Here is an 18,593-nt window from a genome sequence, read left to right on the forward strand (position 1 = left end):
AGATAGTCCCGCAGTTCCGGGCGGGCTGGAACTTTCGGCATCGCTGCAGGTTGACGCTCCACCCGCAGGCAGCAACCGCTGCGCGCGAAAAGCCGACGACAGGAGGCGCGAATGCGCAAGGATATTCCCCAGGATAATGATGCGGCAACCGTTCGAGGCGATGCAAAGGGGCAGTTTGCCAAAAGCCAGGGCGACCGAAAGGCAAGCGGAGTCGATTCGGCAAAGCCCACCGTCATCACCGGTTCGGAAGATGCAACGGCGCACAAGGAGCCGCCGGGCCAGCATATCGGCAAGGAATGGTCACCTCATTATGAAGAGGGACACAGCCAGAAAAAACCTGAATAGGTCAGAAGACCCGGCGGGCCAGGGACCGCTAACGTATCCGCTCGCATCGTCGGAACGGGGGACGCCGCCGGCGGTTGCGGCAACATCCCTTGGTTCCGGCTGCGAAGTCGGCTAGAACAAGTTGAACGCGTGGAGAGCGAGCAGGGGCGGGACATATGAGGGCAGCCACAATTCATCAATCGGCGCATTCGCAGGACTGATATTGGGGATGGTCAGGCTTTCGCGGATATTTCCCACGGCTTCGATCAGTTTTTATCTTGTCGCGCTCTCAGCCGTGATCGCGTTGCCTCTGATTGCCTTCGTGGTGTTTCTGATGCTGCGGCTTGAAGCCCAGCAGCGCGATATCCTGAACAGTGATACGGAGGAGGATGCCCGCGCGATTGCCCGCTCCATCGAGCGTGAACTGCGCGATTCCGCAACCACGCTGCGGCTCATCGCAAACTCGCCGGAACTTTCGACCGGTGACCTCCGCGCTTTTCATGAAAGAACCCGCAGCAGTTTGCGCGGCAGCGCGCGTTATGTCGTGCTGGCCGATGCGGATGGTGGGCAGAAGCTGAACACCCGCACCGATTTTGGCGAAGCTCTGTTGCCAATGGCCAACAAGGAAGGCCTGCACTCCGTTCTGTCATCCCGCAAAATAGAGGTCTCCTCCGTCTTTGTGGGAGCAAACGCCAAGCGCTGGGTGTTCAACGTGCTGATGCCCCTGCCTGCGGAACTCGCCTCGGTCGGTTCTGCCCTCATCCTCACCCAGAACGCCGAGGATCTGCAGCGGCTGATCAGTACAGAAAATCTGCCGGCCGGATGGTCCGTTGCCGTTCTCGACCAGCACGACCGGGTAGTGACCTCGACGACAGCCTGGGCCGGTGAGGCGCCTGCGTTTGGAAAAACCACGCAGGCGCTGATGAGTGGTGTCAGCGGCACCATCGAGGATGTCGGAGGCGAACCGCGCCAGATGTATGGTTACGCCCGCCTGCCCGAATGGTCGTGGAAGGTGGTGGTCTGGGGGCCGATTGCCACGGCACAGGCCAGTATCATCACCACCTCCCGTTACCTTATTTTTGGAAGCCTGCTCATCCTGACCGGCGGGCTGATGGTCGCCTATTTCGTCGCTCGCCAATTGCGCATTCCCATCCGCCAGATTGCCGCGATGGCAGACCGTATCGGCCGTGGCGAAATCGTCTCGCCCGTCGATACGCGCATTACCGAAGCCAATCAGATCGCGATTGCGCTCTCCAATGCCTCCTTTGATCGCAGCGAGGCTGAAGACCGCGTTCACCTCATCATGCATGAGCTGGTGCATCGCACGAAGAACATCATGACGCTGGTGCAGGCGATGATGCGGCAGCTGGCGCGGCGCGGCACCAGCATGGAAGAGTTCCAGCGCGCCATCGCAGAACGCCTGCACGGGCTTGGAAAATCCATCGAAATGCTGGCGCAGGAGCAATGGGCGGGCGTTCCGATGACCCGCGTCGTTACGCTGCACCTGGAAACCTTTGCCGAGGCCCGCGCCCGCGTCAAAGTATCGGGAGAGGATTTTATCCTGCGCGCCGAAGCGGTGCAGAATCTTGGCCTCGTGCTGCATGAACTGGCAACCAATTCGGTCAAGTACGGCGCGCTGTCGGTGCCGGAAGGTCGCGTCGACTTGTCCTGGACGCCTGTAACAGGAGAAGCCGACGACCCTTGTCTGCAGGTTACCTGGCAGGAAAGGGGAGGGCCGCCCGTCGTGGAGCCGGCCGCAACCGGTTTTGGCACCACCATCATCAAGCGCCATGCGGCGGCCTCGTTCAACGGACAGGTGGATGTGGATTACGCCGTCACCGGCTTCCGCTGGAGCCTTGTTGGCCCGCGCCGGCTGTTTGAGCGCAGCAGTGCGGAAATCCACAAGGATACGCTCACCTGACATCGCCTTGCCTCTGCTCCAGCGGCAGGAACGAACGCCGATCTTCGGCGTTTGGCGGCTATGGATATCACCAGCACCATCAGCACAACCGATACGGCCATCGAGGCGCTTTCCAACATTGGCCTCACCTATGTCAGTGATGCGGAGCCGGGCATTCGCCGGCTGCGCAAGGGGCGCGGCTTCTGTTATGTGCTGCCGGACAAGACGGTTGTCTGCAAGGGGCCGGAAAAGCAGCGCATCCTGTCGCTCGGCCTGCCGCCGGCCTATGAAAATGTCTGGATCTGTCTGGATCCGCGTGGCCACCTGCAGGCAACGGGATATGATGCGCGCGGGCGAAAACAGTATCGGTATCACACGCAGTGGCAGCTGTTTCGCAGCGAGCTGAAATACGACCAGCTGATCCGTTTCGGCGAGGCGCTGCCGCGCATCCGCCGGCGCGTGCAGAAGGATCTCGGCACTGGGCTCGATCATCCGGAAGCGGTCATCGCAGCCCTGGTTGCGCTGATGGATGCAACGCACCTCCGCGTCGGCAACCGTGCCTATGCCAAGGAAAACAAGACCTATGGCGCAACCACCCTCCTGAAGCGCCACATGAAGCTGACGGATGACGCGGTGCTGTTGCAGTTCACCGCCAAGGGCGGCAAACGCGTGCGCCACACCATTCGCCAGCCCCGGCTTCAGCGTATTCTGGAAGAGATCGCTGATCTGCCGGGACGCCAGTTGTTTTCCTTCCCCGATGAGGACGGCTTGCCGCATGCGGTGGATTCCGGACGCCTGAACGCCTATCTCGCGGAAGCCTCCGGCCTGCCGATTTCAGCCAAGACCTTTCGCACCTGGGGCGGCAGCGTGGCAGCGTTCAGTGCGGCCCGTCAGGCGCATCAGGCCGGCGAAAAGATAAAGATCAAGCTGCTGACGACGGCAGCGTCAGAGGAATTGCAGAACACGCCTGCCGTCTGCCGCAACAGCTATATCCACCCGCTCATCCTGTCGCTTGCCGAGGACGCCAGCCCGCTCGATGCCATCGTGGAAAACCCGGTGCGCGCTGATGCCCAGCTTTCCGGCCTGCGCGTCGACGAGCAGCGGATGTTGTCCTTCCTCAAGACCGCCACCGTTATCGAACCGGCGTGAGAGCCGCCGCAGATCTTGGCGGTTCTGCATATCTGCACACACAAAAAGGCCGCCCTACAGTGCATGGCGGCCAATTTTTTACGTGATGGTGCCGATCAGGCCGCGCGGCGATCGTGGCGACCTTCGCCGATTTCCTCAACGATCTTGGCGACGAACGCCTTCAGATCCTTGGGCGAACGCGAAGTGATGATGCCGTTATCGACTACCACTTCCTTATCTTCCCAGGAGGCGCCGGCGTTCTTCAGGTCGGTCTTGATGGAGGCAAAGGATGTTGCCTTGCGGCCGCGCAGAGCGTCGGCTTCCACCAGCAGCCAAGGGCCGTGGCAGATGGCGGCCACAGTCTTGCCGCTCTTGATGAAATCACGAACAACCTTGACCGCGTTCTCATTAGCGCGAAGGATGTCCGGGTTGATCTGGCCGCCCGGAATGACAAGCGCGTGGTAATCCTCGGACTTCACGTCAGTAACGAGCAGGTCCACAGGAACGCTGTCGCCCCAGTTCTTTTCATCCCAGCTCTTGATCTCACCGGCTTCCAGCGAAGCGATCTTCACATCGGCGCCCTGCTTGCGCAGTTCTTCCAGCGGCACGCGAAGCTCGGAGCGCTCATAGCCGTCGGTGGCAAGGATCAGGATTCGTGCGGAGGTAATATCTGTCATGATGTTATCCTTTCGATGGTTTGGTGCCGGTTAAAGCCGGCCTGTCGAGAGATCGCGCCCGTTGATCGAAGCGGGAACGCGCATTTCCTCTCGCGGTGCCCTTGGAAGGGGCATATCGACACTGTCGGGCATGACGACATGAAGGTTATCTGCCCTTTGGACAGTGTCAGGTGCGGATTGTGACCTTTTGCGGCCAATCAGTTCATTCAGTCTGGCAATAACGTCGCGCATTTCACTTCCTCCAGTGATCGTTCCCGCTGAACCCGGGTTCGAGATGGTCCTTGCGGAGACGAAGTGTCTTGCCTGTCGTTGAGGCCGCTGTTTCGGCCCGTTGTGCTCTCTAAACCGCAGCCCGGGCTGGATGGTTCCTCATAAAAAACTAAGGCACGTACTGGAACAAAAGCTACCCTTCACAGTTGCCGCCCTGTTCGCTGCCGTCTTAACGCGGCAAATTTTGGGGAAGATCAGCCGCAGGGGCAAGGATGTGCGATGACCGCTTGACCGGCAGGGGCCGGCCAAATCGATCACCAGTTGGCTGTCGGCGCATGCTCGCCGTGCTTTTGCCGGGATTGTTGTTGTCGTCCTGCACGGGCGTCCAATCAGCACTCGATCCGGCGGGCTCCGAGGCTGAGGCGGTTGCCACACTATTCTGGGCCATGGTTGCCGGCGGTGGCCTGATCTGGCTGATCGTTGTCGGTGCCGTAATCTATGCCAGCCGCCTGAAGAAAAAGCCGATGTCGGATATCGGTGCCAGCCGGGTGATCTTTTTCGGCGGCGTTGCCTTCCCGGTTGTCGTGCTGGCCTTTCTGCTCGCCTATGCCGTCTGGCTGATGCCCGCCATGCGCCCCTGGTTCGGCGGCGAGGGGGAGGGTTTGCGCCGCATCGAGGTCACGGCCGAGCAATACTGGTGGCGTGTGCGTTATCTCGACAGCACCGGCGGCGTGATCCGCGAGACAGCCAATGAAGTGCATATGCCGACCGGCGAGCGTGTGCTTTTCATGCTGAAAGCGAAGGACGTCATCCATTCCTTCTGGATCCCGTCGATTGGCGGCAAGATGGACGCGATCCCCGGCCGCACCAACACTTTGCAGCTGGAAGCGACCCGGCCCGGCACCTACCGCGGCGTCTGCGCCGAATTCTGCGGCACCGCCCATGCGCTGATGGCCTTTACGGTTCAGGCGATGGAACCTCAGGCATTTGACGACTGGCTGGCTGCCCGGCCTTTGGAAAGTCCGGTCGCCGGCATCGAGCCGGTTTCCAGCGGTCAGCCGCGAGGCCTCAATCTTTTCCTGCGCCACGGCTGTGGTTCCTGCCATGCCATCGAAGGCACGCCGGCAGACGGCGCGCTCGGGCCGAACCTCACGGCGTTTGGATCACGCCCGACGGTTGCCGCGGGCACGCTTCCCAACACGCCGGAGAACCTCGCCCGCTTCATTCAATATCCCGATGCCATCAAGCCCGGCGTGCGTATGCCGGGTTTCGCCATGCTGCCCGAGGCGGATGTGGCCGCGATTGCCCTCTACCTGAAAGGACTGGAATGACCGTCGAACTGGGACCGTTGCTGCCGAAGGAGGAGCGCGCCGCGCAGGAAAAGCGCCTGCGGGATGTCTGGCGCACGCCTTCAGGCTGGCGTTACTGGACCTCGGTCAACAACAGCCAGATCGGCCTGTGGTATGGCTGTACAGCCTTCCTGTTCATGCTGTTTGCCGGCCTGCTGGCGCTTCTGATCCGCCTGCAACTGGCGGTGCCCAATAACGATCTCGTATCGGCCGAATTTTTCAATCAGGCCTTTACGCTGCATGGCACGGTGATGATGTTCCTGTTTGCCGTGCCGATCTTCGAGGCGGTGGCGATCTTTATCCTGCCCTCCATGCTCGGCTCACGCGAGCTGCCGTTTCCGCGCCTGTCGGCCTTCGGCTATTGGAGCTTTTTCATCGGCGGCGTCTTCGTCTGCGGCTCGATCTTTTTTAATGCCGCGCCCAACAGCGGCTGGTTCATGTATCCGCCGCTTGCCACCGACAAGGAACAGTCCGGCATCGGCGCCGATATCTGGCTGCTCGGCCTCTCCTTCATCGAGGTTGCTTCCATTGCGGCTGCCGTGGAACTCATCGTTGGCATCATGAAATGCCGGGCACCGGGCATGCGGATCAACATGATGCCGCTGTTTGCCTGGTATCTGCTGGTCGTGGCGGGCATGATCCTCTTTGCCTTCCCGCCGCTGATTGCCGGCGACCTGCTGTTTGAAATGCAGCGCATGTTCGACTGGCCCTTCTTCGATGCGGCCCGCGGCGGCGATCCGCTGCTCTGGCAGCACCTGTTCTGGATCTTTGGGCACCCGGAGGTCTACATCATCTTCCTGCCGGCGATTGCGCTGATGGCGATGATCGTGCCGACCTTTTCCCAGAGGCCGATCGTCGGTTATTCCTGGATCGTGCTGGCGGCCGTGGGCACCGGGTTCCTCAGTTTCGGGCTCTGGGTGCACCACATGTTCACCACCGGCCTGCCGCAGATCTCGCTTGCCTTCTTTTCTGCGGCCTCCGAGGCGGTGGTCATTCCGACGGGCGTGCAGATCTTCGTGTTCATCGCGACAATGCTGGCCGGCCGGGTGATCTTTTCAACGCCCATGCTGTTTGGCGCCGGCGGGCTTGCCATCTTCATCATCGGGGGTCTCACCGGCGTCATGGTGGCGCTGGTGCCGTTCGACTGGCAGGCGCATGACACCTATTTCATTGTCGCCCATCTGCATTACGTGCTGATCGGCGGCATGCTGTTTCCGGTGACGGCCGGCATCTATTATTTCTATCCGTTCTTTTCCGGCAAGAAACTCTCTGATCGCCTTGGCAAGATCGCCTTCTGGCTGATGTTCGTCGGCTTTAACACCGCGTTTTTCCCGATGCATTTTGCAGGCCTTCGCGGCATGCCGCGCCGTGTCTATACCTATCCGGAAGACATGGGCTGGGACTGGTTCAACCTTATCTCGACGATCGGCGCCTTCGTGTTTGCCGCAGGTTTTGCCCTTGTCGTGATCGATGTGCTGAGGCCGAAGCGCAACGTCCCCGTCTCGCCGGACAATCCATGGAATGCCGGCACGATGGAGTGGCTCAACGAAAAGGACGAGAACTGGGGGTATCGCTCCATTCCCGTCGTCAACAGCCGTTATCCCCTCTGGGATCAGCCGGATCTGCGCCAGTACATTGCCGAAGGGCGTTTCTACCTGCCGGACGCCGAAACTGGTCACCGCGAAACCCTCGTCACCTCCGTTCTCGATGGCAAGCCGCTGCAGGTGCTGCGCGTCGGAGGTTCCTCGCATGTCACGATGGTGGCCGCCTTCATGCTCGGCGGTGTGTTCATCGCGCTGACTTATGAATGGTGGTGGATCACGATCCTCTGCGCCATCGGCACGCTGATCTCCATTCTCTATTGGCTGTGGACGGGAACGGCGCAGATCCCCGAGACGGAAAACCGGCAAGCCGGCATGGGGCAGAGCTTTCCGCTTTACGTCTCCGGTCCTGCTTCCGTCGGCTGGTGGGCGATGTTCATCACCATGGTCGGAGACGGCACGGCCTTTGCGAGCCTCCTCTTCGGTTATTTCTTCTACTGGACCATTCATGACGACTTTACGGCAGGAGCCGCAGGTCCTGGTATGACATGGCCGCTCATCGCTGCTGGACTCTTCATCGCCGCCTGGCTTGCGATGATGGCGGCGCGTTTTGTAAACGACCGCGACCGGACCGCCGCCACTCGCCTTCTGCTGGTTCTGGCGCTGGCGCTGACCCTTGGTGGAACCGCCGCCGGCTTCATGGGACCATATAGCCATGCCATGGAGCCGACACGGCACGTCTATCCGGCCATTGTCTGGGTGCTCGTCTGCTGGACATCCGCCCATGCAGCCGTCGCCATCGTGATGCAGGCCTATTGCCTGGCGCGCAGTTTTGCCGGGCGCCTCACCGGCACCTACGATCAGGATCTGCGCAATGTCGTGCTCTACTGGCACTTCATGCTGGCAACGGCGGTCGGCACCTTTGCCACCATCGGCCTCTTCCCGAGCCTGAGATGAGGGTGTCATGAAAAGCGTCATCCCCCGCGAAGTCGAAACGCTCTGGACCCTGTTTACCGCCCCCATCGTCTGGGCGCTGCATTTCGTCATCTGTTATGTCGTGATGGCGATTTATTGCGCCAAACCGGGCATCTACGGCCTCAGCTTCAATGATTTCCGCTGGGGTCTCGTCGCCTTCACGCTTCTTGCGCTCGCCTTCATCGTGTTTGCCGGTTACCTCGCCTGGCGCCAATGGGGATTTGGCTCCGGCGACCCCCCGCATGACGAACCCACGGGCAAGGATCGACGCCTGTTCCAGGGCTTTGCGACGCTGCTTCTGTCCGGCCTCAGCTTCGTCGCCGTCGTCTACACCGCAATCCCGCTGATCATCCTGGCGGAGTGCCAGACATGAGCACGACAACAAAACGCGTGATGTTTGGCTGCGGCCTTCTGGTGCTGTGCGCCGCCTGGACACTTCTCGTCCTTGAAAATGCTGCCTCGTTTTCGGTCCACATGATCACCCATATGGCCGTGGTGGCCGGTGCTGCTCCGCTTCTGGCGCTTTCCATCTCCGGCTCGCGTTATGATCGTGTCGCAACAAGCCGCATCCTAACGCCGCTGACGGCCTCGCTCATCGAACTCATTGTCGTTTGGGGCTGGCACCTGCCGGCACTGCGGGCCCTGTCGGAAAGCTCGGTTGTGTTTCGCGTGGCGGAGCAGGCGTGTTTCCTAATCGCCGGTCTCATTCTCTTTCTCTCCTGTTTTGGCGGTTCGGGAGAGGCGCGGGATGAACGCCGGCTTGGCGGCACGCTCGGCCTTTTGTTCACCACCATGCACATGACCTTGCTCGGCGCGCTTCTGGCGCTGTCGCCGCGCCCGCTCTACGGCGATGGCTTTGTCACCTGTTTCGGCACGACCCTTTCGGCTGGCGAAGACCAGCAGGTCGGCGGCGTCATCATGCTGATGGTGGGCGCGGCCGTTTATCTTGCCGGCGGCGTTACGCTTCTGGCCCGAACGCTTAATGCACCATCGCCATCTGGCATAAGGGAGGGCTGATGTTTATCCGCTGGAAATACCTGATCGCAGCCCTCGTTGCTGCGCCTATCCTCGGCCTCTTCGTTGCCTGGTCCGGCCTTGTCAGCATCGGCGCGAGAAGTGGCCACTGGGCAATCACCGACTGGTTTTTGCACTGGTCGATGCAAAGTTCGGTGCGCACCGCCTCTATTTCAACGGAAGTACCGCCTTTCGACAATCCCGAAATGCTCAAACTGGCAGCCGGGCATTACGAGGCGGGCTGTGCCATGTGTCACGGTTCGCCGGCGCGCGAGCGCTCCGCCGTTGTCTTCGGCATGTTGCCGGTGCCGCCGGACCTGAAACCCCGCGTGCCCACATGGACGAATGCGGAACTGTTTCACATCGTCGAGAAGGGCGTGCGTTTCACCGGAATGCCCGCCTGGCCTGCCGAACATCGCGAGGACGAGGTCTGGTCCATGGTGGCGTTCCTGCGCAAGCTGCCGGGGATGAGCGCGGATGACTATCGCGCACTTGCCGGGCTTGCCACACAATCTGGAGAGGTGACAGCGCTCGGCTGCCAATCCTGCCATGACGAGCAACGCCTGAATGGCAGAAGCCTGATCCCGAGCCTTGCGGGACAATCGCCGGAGTATCTGAGGGAAAGTCTTAGCGCCTACCTCAAGGGCGACCGCGCAAGCGGCGTCATGCAGACGGCCGTCAACGGCCTCAACGCCGATCAGGTGGCAGGCCTTTCCGCCTATTATTCGGCGCTGCCGCGCAAGGCCATTGCGGCGGACGAGAGAAATCCGAACGGCGGCAATATCGCGGATGGGGAAAAGCTTGCGAGAGCAGGACGTCCAGAGGACCGCATTCCCGCCTGCCTCAGCTGTCACGAAAAGCCGGATGGCAATCCGCTCTATCCGAGCCTTTCGGGACAGAGCGCGCCATATCTGGCACGTCAGCTTCGCCTGTTCCGTGATGGACATCGTGGCGGCACGCAGTTTCACCATCTGATGGCGCGCGCCGCCAATGACCTGACGGACAAGGATGTGGAGGATCTGGCCGCTTATTTTGCCGCGCGCGACGTCAACCGTTGAGGCGCAGCAAACTCATGATCAGACCGGCACGATCAGCATGTAACATGTTGCAATGGCAAGTACGACACTTGCAGCTTCCAGCCATTCACGCGGCATGATGCATCTCCCTACTGTCTGTGGCTCCAGAACGGGCTTGCAGCTGACTGGTTCCACACAATTGCCACAGGTGTGAATAATGTGTGCAGAAGCTGTCAGAAAAATGACAGTCGGCAATTTCTGCCTCGCGTCATGCCATGCGGCGCTCGGCTTTTGCGCGGGCGCGGGCGGCTTCCAGAATGGAGCGGATCTCGTCGGCTGCCATATTTGCGATGGCAAAACCTTCGCCCGGAACCGCACCCGGATCCTCTTCGTGATCCTTGAAGCTTGCATCCTCAGACAGCCGCCGTGCGAATTGTTGAAGGCTCTGGTCGCCGCCGAGAAGGGCGGCGATAAAATCGATCATCAGTTCCCGATGGGCGTTGAGGCGGCCTTCCATCTCTTCTGCGGACTGCGACATCATCGTTATTTTCCTCCTGCTGATTACGGCGCACGTTCTGCGCCCTTCTTTCAAAGGGGGAACATCGACAGGCGCAAAAGGTTACCGGCATCCGTGAAATTTTTCACCGCCCGCCGTTGTCGTCAGACAGATGAGCGGGCCTGACAGACAAGGTGCCACGATGAAAATGCTGCTGCTGGCCGGATGCACCATCCTGATAGCCGCCCTGTCCTCCTGCGGCCCGGCCGAGGAACAGAACACGACACCCGCCGACACGTCGCCGCCGGCGGCAAACCAGCTTGATGGCAATACCGCTCCGGCCGATCGCGATCCGACACCGCAGAGCGGGACCGGCGGGACCGTTCCCACAGATGGGCAGAAACCGCCGCGTTGAGGCGGATTAAGACGGATCTTGTCGCAGTGCGGGAACGAAATGGTCCCTCGCGCTTTGTGTGCGCACAGCGACAGAAGGTGCGGCAATGGATATGAAAACAACTGATTTTACGGTGGAAGCGGGTTCCTGGGCGGAACTTGGCGCCACTTACGACGGCAATGGCACGAACTTTGCCATTTTCTCCGCCCATGCGGAACGCATCGAGCTTTGCCTGTTCGATCCCTCCGGCAAGACCGAGATCGCGCGCATCACGCTTCCGGAATACACCAACGAGATCTGGCACGTCTATTTGCCGGGCGTGAAACCCGGCCAGCTTTATGCCTACCGCGTGCATGGCCCGTTCGATCCCGAAAACGGCCACCGCTTCAACGCCAACAAACTGCTCATCGACCCTTATGCCCGCGAACTTGTCGGCAATTTCGACTGGAACGACGCACATTTTGCTTATGACCTCTTGGCCGAAGACAAGGACCTGACCTTCGACGAGCGCGACAGCGCGCCGTATACGCCGAAATGCCGGGTCATCGATCCCTTCGCTTTCGACTGGAGCGGCGACAGTCGGCCGAACATTTCCTGGCCCGCCACCATCGTTTATGAAACCCACGTCAAGGGCTTTACCAAGCTCAACCCAGCCATCCCGGAAAACCAGCGCGGTACATTCGAAGGCATGGGCCACAAGGCCACCGTCGATTACATCAAGAGCCTCGGCATCACCTCCGTCGAGCTGATGCCGGTCCACGAGTTCCCCGACGACCAGCACCTCCTCGACAAGGGGCTGCACAATTTCTGGGGCTATAACACCATCGGCTTTTTCGCGCCCGCCTCGCGTTATTACGGGCCAAAGGGTATTCAGGGTTTCCGCGACATGGTGCGGTCCTTCCATGATGCCGGCATCGAGGTGATCCTCGACGTGGTCTATAACCACACCGCCGAAGGCAATGAGCTTGGACCGACGCTCTCCTTCAAGGGCATCGACAATTTTTCCTATTACCGCACGCTGCCGGACAATCACCGGTATTATATCAACGATACCGGCACCGGAAATACCGTGAATACCTCCCATCCGCGCGTGTTGCAGATGGTGATGGATTCGCTGCGTTACTGGGTTGACCACATGCATGTGGACGGTTTCCGCTTCGATCTCGGAACCATTCTCGGCCGTGAACCGGAAGGTTTCGACGAGCGCGGCGGCTTCTTTGATGCCATCACCCAGTGCCCGACGCTCTCCAAGGTCAAGCTGATCGGCGAGCCCTGGGATATCGGCCCTGGCGGTTACCAGGTCGGCGGTTTCCCGCCCGGCTGGGCCGAATGGAACGACAAATACCGCGACACGACCCGCGAATACTGGAAGGGCGACCAGAATACGGCGCCGGATTTTGCCGCACGCCTGCTCGGCTCCGGCGACATCTACGACCAGCGCGGCCGTCGCCCGTGGTCCAGCGTCAACTTCCTCGCCGCCCATGACGGTTTTACGCTGAACGACATGGTGTCCTACAACGAGAAACACAACGACGATAACGGCGAAGACAATAACGACGGCCATAACGACAACCGCAGCTACAACTATGGCGCCGAAGGCCCGACCGAAGACGATGGTATCAATGCGGTGCGCGAGCGCCAGAAGCGCAACTTCCTCGCCACTCTGTTTCTGTCGCACGGCACGCCGATGCTGCTTGCCGGCGACGAGTTCGGCCGCAGCCAGATGGGCAACAATAACGGCTACTGCCAGGATAGTGAAATCTCGTGGGTTCAGTGGGAAGGCCTGCCGGAAACCAATGAGGCGCTGCGCAACTTCACCCGCCACGTTATTGCCCTTCGCCAGAAGCAGCCGCTGTTTCGCCGCGAAAACTGGCGCGACGGCATGGAAGTGAACTGGTTCAACGCCGGCGGCGGTTATCAGCAGCCGGAACAGTGGCTGGAGGGCACGACGCTTGGCCTTCATCTCGGCCGCCGTGATCTGGAGGGCCAGAAGGGCATCTGGTCGGATGCGCTGATGTTGTTCAACCCGTTCGAAGGCACGGTGCCGTTCAAGATCCCGCCGCTCAACAAGGGCCGCTGGATCCTTGAACTCACCACAGCCGATCCAACAGTGCGCGGTCAGGAGATCGACCAGGACGAGGATTTCGAACTGGAAGGCCGCAGCCTTGCGGTGTTCCGCCGGGGCTGACGGTTCAGACGACAGATAAAACGAGAAGGCCGGCAACCCGTTTGCCGGCCTTTTTGCATTGTGAAGACCGGCGCGAAGACCATGCTGTTGTTTTTTTGCTGATCGGCAACCAGACGTCATCCCCAAAAGGTAACGCCGAGCGAGCCCCCGGCCGTGGCTGAAAAAACAGTGGCTTGGCGGTGAAGCAACAGCCTTTCTCTGCCTTGGTTTCCAAAGCGGCGCCGACGCAAAAGCGGCCCGAAAGCCTATGCTTCGGGCCGCTGATTATGGATTGGAAGGAGAAGACCGGCGCGTTGGCAAGAGCGGCGAAGGGCGCGAGAAAGAGCCGGTCGCTCAAAAGCCGCGACCGGCTTCTTCTCGATCAGCCACCCATGCGGCGCAAGCCGCCATCGGCGCGTTTGCCGACGAGGTTGGCGTAGATCGCGGCATATTTTTCGGCACTGCGTTCCCAGGAAAAACGGGTCTTCATGCCCTGGTTCTGCAGGCGTGCCCAACTGCGCGTGTCGGAATAGGTGTCAAGCGCGCGACGAAGCGCCAGGCGCAGGCCATCGGTGTTGACAGGATGAAACTGGAAGCCGGTGGCCACGCGCGCAGAGACCGCCGCATCATTGGCATCGATGATGGTTTCCGACAGGCCGCCGGTGCGCGACACCACGGGCACGCAACCATAACGCAACGCGTAAAGCTGCGTCAGCCCGCATGGCTCGAAGCGAGACGGCTGCACGATCGCATCCGAACCGCCATGGATGAGGTGGGCCGTTGGCTCGTCATAACCGACATGCACGGCCATGCGTCCGGGAAAACGAGCGGCAGTTGCCCGAAGCGCGTCCTCGATCTCACGGTCGCCTTTGCCGAACACGATCAGCTTGCCGCCGTTATGGATGATTTCGTCGGCGGTATCGGCCAGCATGTCCATGCCCTTTTGCCAGGTGAGACGGGTGACGGCTGAAAAAACCGGGCCGTCGCCCTGCTCAAGGCCGAAGCGCTCCAGAAGCACCGCACGGTTCTCGCGCTTGCGCTTCAAACTCGTCGCATCGTAATTGCGCGGCAGATAGGTGTCGGTGGAGGGGTTCCACACGTCAAGATCGATGCCGTTGACAATGCCGCGAAGCGCCATGACCCGTTCGTTCAAAACGCCATCCAGCCCCATGCCGAAGCGCGGGGTGAGGATTTCCCGAGCATAGGTGGGGCTGACCGTGGTAATCGCATCCGAGGTCTGCAGTCCGCCCTTGAGGTAGCTGATATCGCCGAAATATTCGAGGCACTGCGTCGTGTAGGTGCTGCGCGGCAGGCCGATGGCCGGCAGGCGGTCGACGCCGTACTGGCCCTGGAATGCAAGGTTATGGATGGTGAGAACCACCGGCAGGGTGCAACCCATCTCGCGCATGTAGACGGAGGTCAGCGCTGCCTGCCAGTCATGGGTATGCACCAGATCGGGCTTCCAGGCGGGCAGGGCGCCATTGGCAATTTCAGCGGCTGCCCGTGACAGGGCTGCAAAGCGCTTCCAGTTGTCCGCGTGGTCCCTGCCGGCTTCATCGACATAAGGCCCGCCCGGGCGGTCAAACAGCGATGGCGCATCCAGCACGAAAAGATCGAGGTCATCGATATGAGCGTGGAGAAGACGGGCCGGTTCGCCCAGAAGATCATCGAAGGCAAAGAGCGGAACCGCACCCTCGATCTTATCCATCACGACAGGATAACCGGGTACAAGGGTCGACGTCGACACGCCGCAGGATCGCAGGGCCTTGGGAAGCGAGCCGGTCACGTCGGCCAGACCACCCGTCTTGATCAGGGGGAATAGCTCCGATGTTACCGATAGAACGTTCATATGTGGCCTGTCCCTCTCTGGCGCGTCCGCCTCGGATGTCCGGTCCCGGCCACGCCGAACACGGCGGTCGTCAAAGCTTACGGGAGCATTCATCATGGCGAAATCCTGCGCGCGCCTGTGGTTGTGTGGTGGCAAACGCGCCGGCCACGAAGGGTGTTCCATCCGTCAGAGGAAATCAGGAGGGCGGGAAGCTCGGCCTGCATGGCATGTCCAAAAAACACGAAAAATCACGAGGCGCCGTGAAGATCTCCACGGCGCAAGGGGTGGTTCTGAGAGAGCGGGGATCGCTCGTTTGGTCTGTTGGAAGCGCGTGAGCGCATCACGCCGGGCAAAATCCGCCAGGGATCCTGTCGGCAAGCCGTGTCAGAGGCCGGTCTTTTTTGTCGAACGCTTCCTGGCCGGCGCGGCCACAGGCTTTGCGGCGGCCTTTGGCTTTGGTTTGGCCGGTGCCGTGTCGATGACCGGATCGTTCGGAGCGGGCTCAACCGCCATGGGTTTAGAGGCGTCCGCCGTGTCGGGTGTCTTGCCCGAAGCACTCAGCGCTTCATATTCCCGGCGCGCCTGTTCCCAATGCGCACTATCCTTGCCATGTGCATAACCGTCTTCTTCCCACAATGCGTAGGCGCGGTGTCTGATCCACTCTTCTGAGTCCGCCATCTTCGTCTCCATTAGCCCGAGCATCGAAACGCGCTTTGCCTCAAAAAGTTCCGGCGCAATTGGATTTTGTGCGCTGCAACGGCCGCTGGCAAGCCATGGAGTGTCGAATTTTTTTTAAACGCGCCGGGAACTTTATGATCGCCTTCCGGTTTAAACGACGGGCGAGGAGGGCCCGTTCCATGGAAAAATGTTTCGATATCATTCCCCATGCCACCGGCTGGATCTATGTGCTGGATGGAAAGCGCTCCGCTTCCTATCCGTCCTACGGTCTGGCGCTGAAAGCGGCCAAAAGCCATGCGGAGCGCGAACTGGAAACGCTGCGCCGCCCCATCTTTCGCCGGCAGGAGGTGAGCGGCGAGATGATCAAGGTGATGCCGCAGCCGCCGATGCATTCCCTCTGACGATCAGACTGCGGCGCACGCAGCGCGCCCGTCGACCCGAACCTACTAAAAAGCCCGCGAACCGTGAATGGTTGGCGGGCTTCTCGCTTTTCGCACCGTGCGAAAACTGCCATGCGGCTCACCGATCCGGCAAGCCGCATGCCGATCGTCAGGCGGCCTTCTTGGCCGCCATGTTGACCGCGCTGTCGGCAAGCGCCGTCAGCGTCTCGTCCGTCTTGCTTTCTTCGGCAAGCGTCTCTTCAAGAAGCGTAACCGCATCCTTCAGGCCCAGCTGCTTTGCCCAGGCAACGAGCGTGCCGTAGCGGCTGATCTCATAGTGCTCGACTGCCTGTGCGGCCGCCAGAAGACCAGCGTCCAGTGCCGGCGTGCCCTTGAATTCTTCAAGGATTTCCTCGCCTTCTTCGATAATGCCTTCGATGGCCGCGCAGGTCTTGCCGCGCGCGCGTTTGCCAATCAGTTCAAAGACCTGCTGAAGGCGTTCGATCTGACCGTCGGTTTCGTCCTTGTGCGTCAGGAAAGCCTGCTTCAGCTTGGCATCCTGGGCGCCGCGGGCCATTTTCGGCAGCGCCTTGGAAATCTTGCGCTCGGCATAATAAATGTCTTTCAGGGTCTCGTAAAACAGATCCTCAAGGGTCTTGGTCGCCATGGTGGGTGTCTCCTCGTCTGTGGGGGAATATCGTGGCGCTCGAGGCGCATTGGTCTAACCGCACGGCAGTGACAATGTTCCGTGCCGCAAATCTTATTCTGTGCGCGCCATCGGCTTGTCGTAGAGATCACGCGTGGCGCTCTTTTGGCGCGCCTCCTCCACGCGGCTGAGCCGGCGCCGGCGCATCATCGCATAAACGATGGCAGCACCGAGCAGGACCGGTCCCAAGGCCACGGCAAAAAACCAGATATTGTCGATCATGGACGCTTCGCCTCCATCTCCTGTTTTGCCCGTTCCTCGTCGGCGAGGTCGTCTTCAGGATAATCATCGGCATTGCGTTTTTTGTCGGCCACCGGGTCGTCGGCAAAGATATTGGCCTCGCCTTGTTCATAGCCGCTCGGGCGCGTTTCAGCCGGGCCCTCCCAGCGGGGTTTTTGAGAAATTTCGCCGGGTTTGCCGGAGCTTGTCGGTTCATGGCGCATCGCAGTCTCCTCCGTTTCATGGTGTGACACCTTGCTCATGGAGAACAACCGGCAGCAAAAAGGTTTGTTCCGGTTTGCGGCTGTATGCCGGCCTGCCGGCGATAGTTCATCGCCACCAGGCCAGAATCTCGTCCGTCGTCATCAGGTTGAGCTGTACGGAAAAGCGCGAGGCATAGAGTTCCAGGGAATCGTTGTGGGTGCGGTCCGACGTACTGCAGATCGCATCCTTTACCAGCACAACGCGGTAACCGAGATCGACTGCACCCAGCACCGCTGCCAGTACGCAGACATCGGTTTCTCCGCCGGAAATAACCAGTGTGGTTGCCTTCTTGTCGCTGAGGTAATGGTTCAGCCGTCCATCGAGCCAAGGCGAATAGATCGGCTTGTCGAACACCACCGCTGGCGGCACCAGCACCTTCAGTTCCGGTAGGATGTCGATCAGTTCCTCGCCAAGCGCATTGCGAGTCATGTTAGACCATTTGTCGAAATAGGCTCGCCATTGACCACTGGCCTCGTTTGGTGTGTGCGGCGGCACGAAGCGGGTAAAGATCGTGCGCTCGGGGTGGGCCTGCGCAAGCCGTGCTACCGGCTCGCGCACCTTTTCCATCCATTCGATATGCCAGGGCGTATCTTCTGCAAACAGCCGCTGCATGTCGACACACAGATGATAACAGTTGCCGCGATCTTGCATCATGTCCTCCTGTCTTGGGCATGCGACTGCCGCAACCGCACGGCGCTGCCAAAGTTCCGGCCGCAGAGGGCCGGAACGAAGGAAAGGCGAGGACGTTTTGTGGGTTAGAAAACCAAGGAGGAATTCCCATGTCGCAGGCGATGAAAATCTATCGGCTGGTGCCAAGCGCCCCCCTCGATGATCCACAATGGATGGGACGTCCGCCGCAAGGGGAAGTGGTGGTGCGCGCACTGACCGTCGGCGATGCCCGGCTGGTGGCAACGGATGCAGAGCTTGATTTTACGGAAATCGATGCGAGCCCGGCTGAAGGAAATTCAACGAACATGGCAAGCGCATTTCGCAATGAGAAGCTTTATACGGTGATCGAGGATCTGTCGGGGCGGTTTTCGCCCGAGGGTCCGCGCGAAGTTGTCGATGGCGTTGTGCGTGTCGATACCATCCTGCCTGTCCAGGTCGACTGAAAAGGCGCGCGCCCGCAGATAAGGCGTCGATCAGTCCTGGGCGTCAAGCTTGTCGTTCAGGGCTTTTTGTAGCTGACGCGCCAGATCAAGCAGCCGGTCCGGCACAGGTTCCTTTTCGATCTCGACGAGGAGATCGGCAACCTTGTCGCTGACTTTGGTTCCCAGAACTGTTTTTCCGCCGGCCATCTTACCCGAATTTCTCGTCATCCCGACCT

General features: G+C 60.4%; 22 protein-coding genes. 12 read left to right on the forward strand and 10 right to left on the reverse strand.

Going from position 1 to position 18,593, the window contains the following annotated elements:
- Positions 1–111: 111 nt before the first annotated feature.
- From AC4CWH_RS00715 to AC4CWH_RS00725, 3 genes are all read left to right on the forward strand, one after another.
- Positions 112–345, forward strand: coding sequence for a hypothetical protein (locus AC4CWH_RS00715; RefSeq protein ID WP_491283713.1), 234 nt, complete (start codon positions 112–114; stop codon positions 343–345).
- A 208-nt stretch (positions 346–553) separates the two neighbouring features.
- A complete protein-coding gene (locus AC4CWH_RS00720) occupies positions 554–2,245 on the forward strand; it encodes an HWE histidine kinase domain-containing protein (protein ID WP_491319974.1) in 1,692 nt (563 codons plus the stop codon).
- 60 nt (positions 2,246–2,305) lie between these two features.
- The gene (locus AC4CWH_RS00725) at positions 2,306–3,373 is read left to right on the forward strand and encodes a DNA topoisomerase IB (protein WP_491319975.1); all 1,068 of its coding nucleotides are present in this window, start codon (positions 2,306–2,308) and stop codon (positions 3,371–3,373) included.
- A gap of 95 nt (positions 3,374–3,468) precedes the next feature.
- Here AC4CWH_RS00725 and AC4CWH_RS00730 read toward each other — a convergent pair whose 3' ends face one another.
- Positions 3,469–4,029: a type 1 glutamine amidotransferase domain-containing protein gene (locus AC4CWH_RS00730; RefSeq protein WP_491319976.1), complete on the reverse strand. Its 561-nt coding sequence runs from the start codon at positions 4,027–4,029 to the stop codon at positions 3,469–3,471.
- Positions 4,030–4,604: 575 nt separating this feature from the next.
- Between AC4CWH_RS00730 and coxB the strand changes: the two genes are divergently transcribed.
- Genes coxB through AC4CWH_RS00755 form a run of 5 tightly spaced genes read left to right on the forward strand, consistent with a single transcriptional unit; the run spans position 4,605 to position 10,176 of the window.
- Complete coding sequence (gene coxB / locus AC4CWH_RS00735; protein WP_491319977.1) at positions 4,605–5,570, forward strand: cytochrome c oxidase subunit II; 966 nt, start codon at positions 4,605–4,607, stop codon at positions 5,568–5,570.
- Complete coding sequence (ctaD, locus tag AC4CWH_RS00740) at positions 5,567–8,086, forward strand: cytochrome c oxidase subunit I (RefSeq protein WP_491319978.1); 2,520 nt, start codon at positions 5,567–5,569, stop codon at positions 8,084–8,086. Before coxB ends, ctaD begins: the two co-directional genes overlap by 4 nt.
- Positions 8,087–8,093: 7 nt before the next feature.
- A complete protein-coding gene (locus AC4CWH_RS00745; protein WP_491319979.1) occupies positions 8,094–8,477 on the forward strand; it encodes a hypothetical protein in 384 nt (127 codons plus the stop codon).
- Positions 8,474–9,121: a cytochrome c oxidase assembly protein gene (locus tag AC4CWH_RS00750; RefSeq protein ID WP_491319980.1), complete on the forward strand. Its 648-nt coding sequence runs from the start codon at positions 8,474–8,476 to the stop codon at positions 9,119–9,121. Before AC4CWH_RS00745 ends, AC4CWH_RS00750 begins: the two co-directional genes overlap by 4 nt.
- The gene (locus AC4CWH_RS00755) at positions 9,121–10,176 is read left to right on the forward strand and encodes a c-type cytochrome (RefSeq protein ID WP_491319981.1); all 1,056 of its coding nucleotides are present in this window, start codon (positions 9,121–9,123) and stop codon (positions 10,174–10,176) included. The genes AC4CWH_RS00750 and AC4CWH_RS00755 overlap by 1 nt, the downstream gene beginning before the upstream one ends.
- A gap of 226 nt (positions 10,177–10,402) precedes the next feature.
- On the opposite strand, the gene AC4CWH_RS00760 is transcribed toward AC4CWH_RS00755, so the two are convergent.
- Positions 10,403–10,675: a hypothetical protein gene (locus tag AC4CWH_RS00760; RefSeq protein ID WP_491319982.1), complete on the reverse strand. Its 273-nt coding sequence runs from the start codon at positions 10,673–10,675 to the stop codon at positions 10,403–10,405.
- Between the two features lie 157 nt (positions 10,676–10,832).
- Here AC4CWH_RS00760 and AC4CWH_RS00765 point away from each other — a divergent pair, with 157 nt between their 5' ends.
- Positions 10,833–11,045, forward strand: a complete 213-nt coding sequence (locus tag AC4CWH_RS00765) for a hypothetical protein (protein ID WP_491319983.1) — start codon at positions 10,833–10,835, stop codon at positions 11,043–11,045.
- An 85-nt stretch (positions 11,046–11,130) separates the two neighbouring features.
- Positions 11,131–13,212: a glycogen debranching protein GlgX gene (gene glgX, locus AC4CWH_RS00770; protein WP_491319984.1), complete on the forward strand. Its 2,082-nt coding sequence runs from the start codon at positions 11,131–11,133 to the stop codon at positions 13,210–13,212.
- Positions 13,213–13,216: 4 nt separating this feature from the next.
- Here the strand turns inward: glgX and AC4CWH_RS00775 are convergent, their stop codons facing one another.
- The 3 genes from AC4CWH_RS00775 to AC4CWH_RS00785 all read right to left on the reverse strand — a co-directional run bounded on the left by AC4CWH_RS00775 (position 13,217) and on the right by AC4CWH_RS00785 (position 15,697).
- Positions 13,217–13,549: a hypothetical protein gene (locus AC4CWH_RS00775; RefSeq protein WP_491319985.1), complete on the reverse strand. Its 333-nt coding sequence runs from the start codon at positions 13,547–13,549 to the stop codon at positions 13,217–13,219.
- Positions 13,550–13,573: 24 nt separating this feature from the next.
- The gene (gene glgA / locus AC4CWH_RS00780; RefSeq protein WP_491319986.1) at positions 13,574–15,040 is read right to left on the reverse strand and encodes a glycogen synthase GlgA; all 1,467 of its coding nucleotides are present in this window, start codon (positions 15,038–15,040) and stop codon (positions 13,574–13,576) included.
- Positions 15,041–15,403: 363 nt separating this feature from the next.
- Positions 15,404–15,697, reverse strand: a complete 294-nt coding sequence (locus tag AC4CWH_RS00785) for a DUF2934 domain-containing protein (protein ID WP_491319987.1) — start codon at positions 15,695–15,697, stop codon at positions 15,404–15,406.
- A 179-nt stretch (positions 15,698–15,876) separates the two neighbouring features.
- Between AC4CWH_RS00785 and AC4CWH_RS00790 the strand changes: the two genes are divergently transcribed.
- On the forward strand, positions 15,877–16,098 hold the full coding sequence (locus tag AC4CWH_RS00790) for a hypothetical protein (RefSeq protein WP_491319988.1): 222 nt from the start codon (positions 15,877–15,879) through the stop codon (positions 16,096–16,098).
- A 148-nt stretch (positions 16,099–16,246) separates the two neighbouring features.
- Here AC4CWH_RS00790 and AC4CWH_RS00795 read toward each other — a convergent pair whose 3' ends face one another.
- From AC4CWH_RS00795 to AC4CWH_RS00810, 4 genes are all read right to left on the reverse strand, one after another.
- Entirely contained in the window at positions 16,247–16,744 is a 498-nt protein-coding gene (locus AC4CWH_RS00795; RefSeq protein WP_491283730.1) for a YciE/YciF ferroxidase family protein, read from the reverse strand.
- Between the two features lie 93 nt (positions 16,745–16,837).
- The gene (locus AC4CWH_RS00800) at positions 16,838–17,005 is read right to left on the reverse strand and encodes a hypothetical protein (protein WP_491319989.1); all 168 of its coding nucleotides are present in this window, start codon (positions 17,003–17,005) and stop codon (positions 16,838–16,840) included.
- Positions 17,002–17,226, reverse strand: coding sequence for a hypothetical protein (locus AC4CWH_RS00805; RefSeq protein WP_491319990.1), 225 nt, complete (start codon positions 17,224–17,226; stop codon positions 17,002–17,004). Before AC4CWH_RS00805 ends, AC4CWH_RS00800 begins: the two co-directional genes overlap by 4 nt.
- Before the next feature lie 106 nt (positions 17,227–17,332).
- Entirely contained in the window at positions 17,333–17,917 is a 585-nt protein-coding gene (locus tag AC4CWH_RS00810) for a cysteine hydrolase family protein (protein ID WP_491321318.1), read from the reverse strand.
- Positions 17,918–18,045: 128 nt separating this feature from the next.
- Here AC4CWH_RS00810 and AC4CWH_RS00815 point away from each other — a divergent pair, with 128 nt between their 5' ends.
- Entirely contained in the window at positions 18,046–18,378 is a 333-nt protein-coding gene (locus tag AC4CWH_RS00815) for a hypothetical protein (RefSeq protein ID WP_491319991.1), read from the forward strand.
- A gap of 30 nt (positions 18,379–18,408) precedes the next feature.
- On the opposite strand, the gene AC4CWH_RS00820 is transcribed toward AC4CWH_RS00815, so the two are convergent.
- On the reverse strand, positions 18,409–18,585 hold the full coding sequence (locus AC4CWH_RS00820) for a hypothetical protein (protein ID WP_491283736.1): 177 nt from the start codon (positions 18,583–18,585) through the stop codon (positions 18,409–18,411).
- Positions 18,586–18,593 lie beyond the last annotated feature (8 nt).

It is taken from the genome of Neorhizobium sp. PAMB6716, from assembly GCF_058242805.1.

Excerpts from the sequence above, each read along its gene's own strand:
- AC4CWH_RS00715 (WP_491283713.1), top strand. The coding sequence starts at position 112 with ATGCGCAAGGATATTCCCCAGGATAATGATGCGGCAACCGTTCGAGGC.
- AC4CWH_RS00720 (WP_491319974.1), top strand. The coding sequence starts at position 554 with ATGGTCAGGCTTTCGCGGATATTTCCCACGGCTTCGATCAGTTTTTAT.
- AC4CWH_RS00725 (WP_491319975.1), top strand. The coding sequence starts at position 2,306 with ATGGATATCACCAGCACCATCAGCACAACCGATACGGCCATCGAGGCG.
- AC4CWH_RS00730 (WP_491319976.1), bottom strand. The coding sequence starts at position 4,029 with ATGACAGATATTACCTCCGCACGAATCCTGATCCTTGCCACCGACGGC.
- ctaD (WP_491319978.1), top strand. The coding sequence starts at position 5,567 with ATGACCGTCGAACTGGGACCGTTGCTGCCGAAGGAGGAGCGCGCCGCG.
- AC4CWH_RS00745 (WP_491319979.1), top strand. The coding sequence starts at position 8,094 with ATGAAAAGCGTCATCCCCCGCGAAGTCGAAACGCTCTGGACCCTGTTT.
- AC4CWH_RS00750 (WP_491319980.1), top strand. The coding sequence starts at position 8,474 with ATGAGCACGACAACAAAACGCGTGATGTTTGGCTGCGGCCTTCTGGTG.
- AC4CWH_RS00755 (WP_491319981.1), top strand. The coding sequence starts at position 9,121 with ATGTTTATCCGCTGGAAATACCTGATCGCAGCCCTCGTTGCTGCGCCT.
- AC4CWH_RS00760 (WP_491319982.1), bottom strand. The coding sequence starts at position 10,675 with ATGATGTCGCAGTCCGCAGAAGAGATGGAAGGCCGCCTCAACGCCCAT.
- AC4CWH_RS00765 (WP_491319983.1), top strand. The coding sequence starts at position 10,833 with ATGAAAATGCTGCTGCTGGCCGGATGCACCATCCTGATAGCCGCCCTG.
- glgX (WP_491319984.1), top strand. The coding sequence starts at position 11,131 with ATGGATATGAAAACAACTGATTTTACGGTGGAAGCGGGTTCCTGGGCG.
- glgA (WP_491319986.1), bottom strand. The coding sequence starts at position 15,040 with ATGAACGTTCTATCGGTAACATCGGAGCTATTCCCCCTGATCAAGACG.
- AC4CWH_RS00785 (WP_491319987.1), bottom strand. The coding sequence starts at position 15,697 with ATGGCGGACTCAGAAGAGTGGATCAGACACCGCGCCTACGCATTGTGG.
- AC4CWH_RS00790 (WP_491319988.1), top strand. The coding sequence starts at position 15,877 with ATGGAAAAATGTTTCGATATCATTCCCCATGCCACCGGCTGGATCTAT.
- AC4CWH_RS00795 (WP_491283730.1), bottom strand. The coding sequence starts at position 16,744 with ATGGCGACCAAGACCCTTGAGGATCTGTTTTACGAGACCCTGAAAGAC.
- AC4CWH_RS00800 (WP_491319989.1), bottom strand. The coding sequence starts at position 17,005 with ATGATCGACAATATCTGGTTTTTTGCCGTGGCCTTGGGACCGGTCCTG.
- AC4CWH_RS00805 (WP_491319990.1), bottom strand. The coding sequence starts at position 17,226 with ATGCGCCATGAACCGACAAGCTCCGGCAAACCCGGCGAAATTTCTCAA.
- AC4CWH_RS00810 (WP_491321318.1), bottom strand. The coding sequence starts at position 17,917 with ATGCAAGATCGCGGCAACTGTTATCATCTGTGTGTCGACATGCAGCGG.
- AC4CWH_RS00815 (WP_491319991.1), top strand. The coding sequence starts at position 18,046 with ATGTCGCAGGCGATGAAAATCTATCGGCTGGTGCCAAGCGCCCCCCTC.
- AC4CWH_RS00820 (WP_491283736.1), bottom strand. The coding sequence starts at position 18,585 with ATGACGAGAAATTCGGGTAAGATGGCCGGCGGAAAAACAGTTCTGGGA.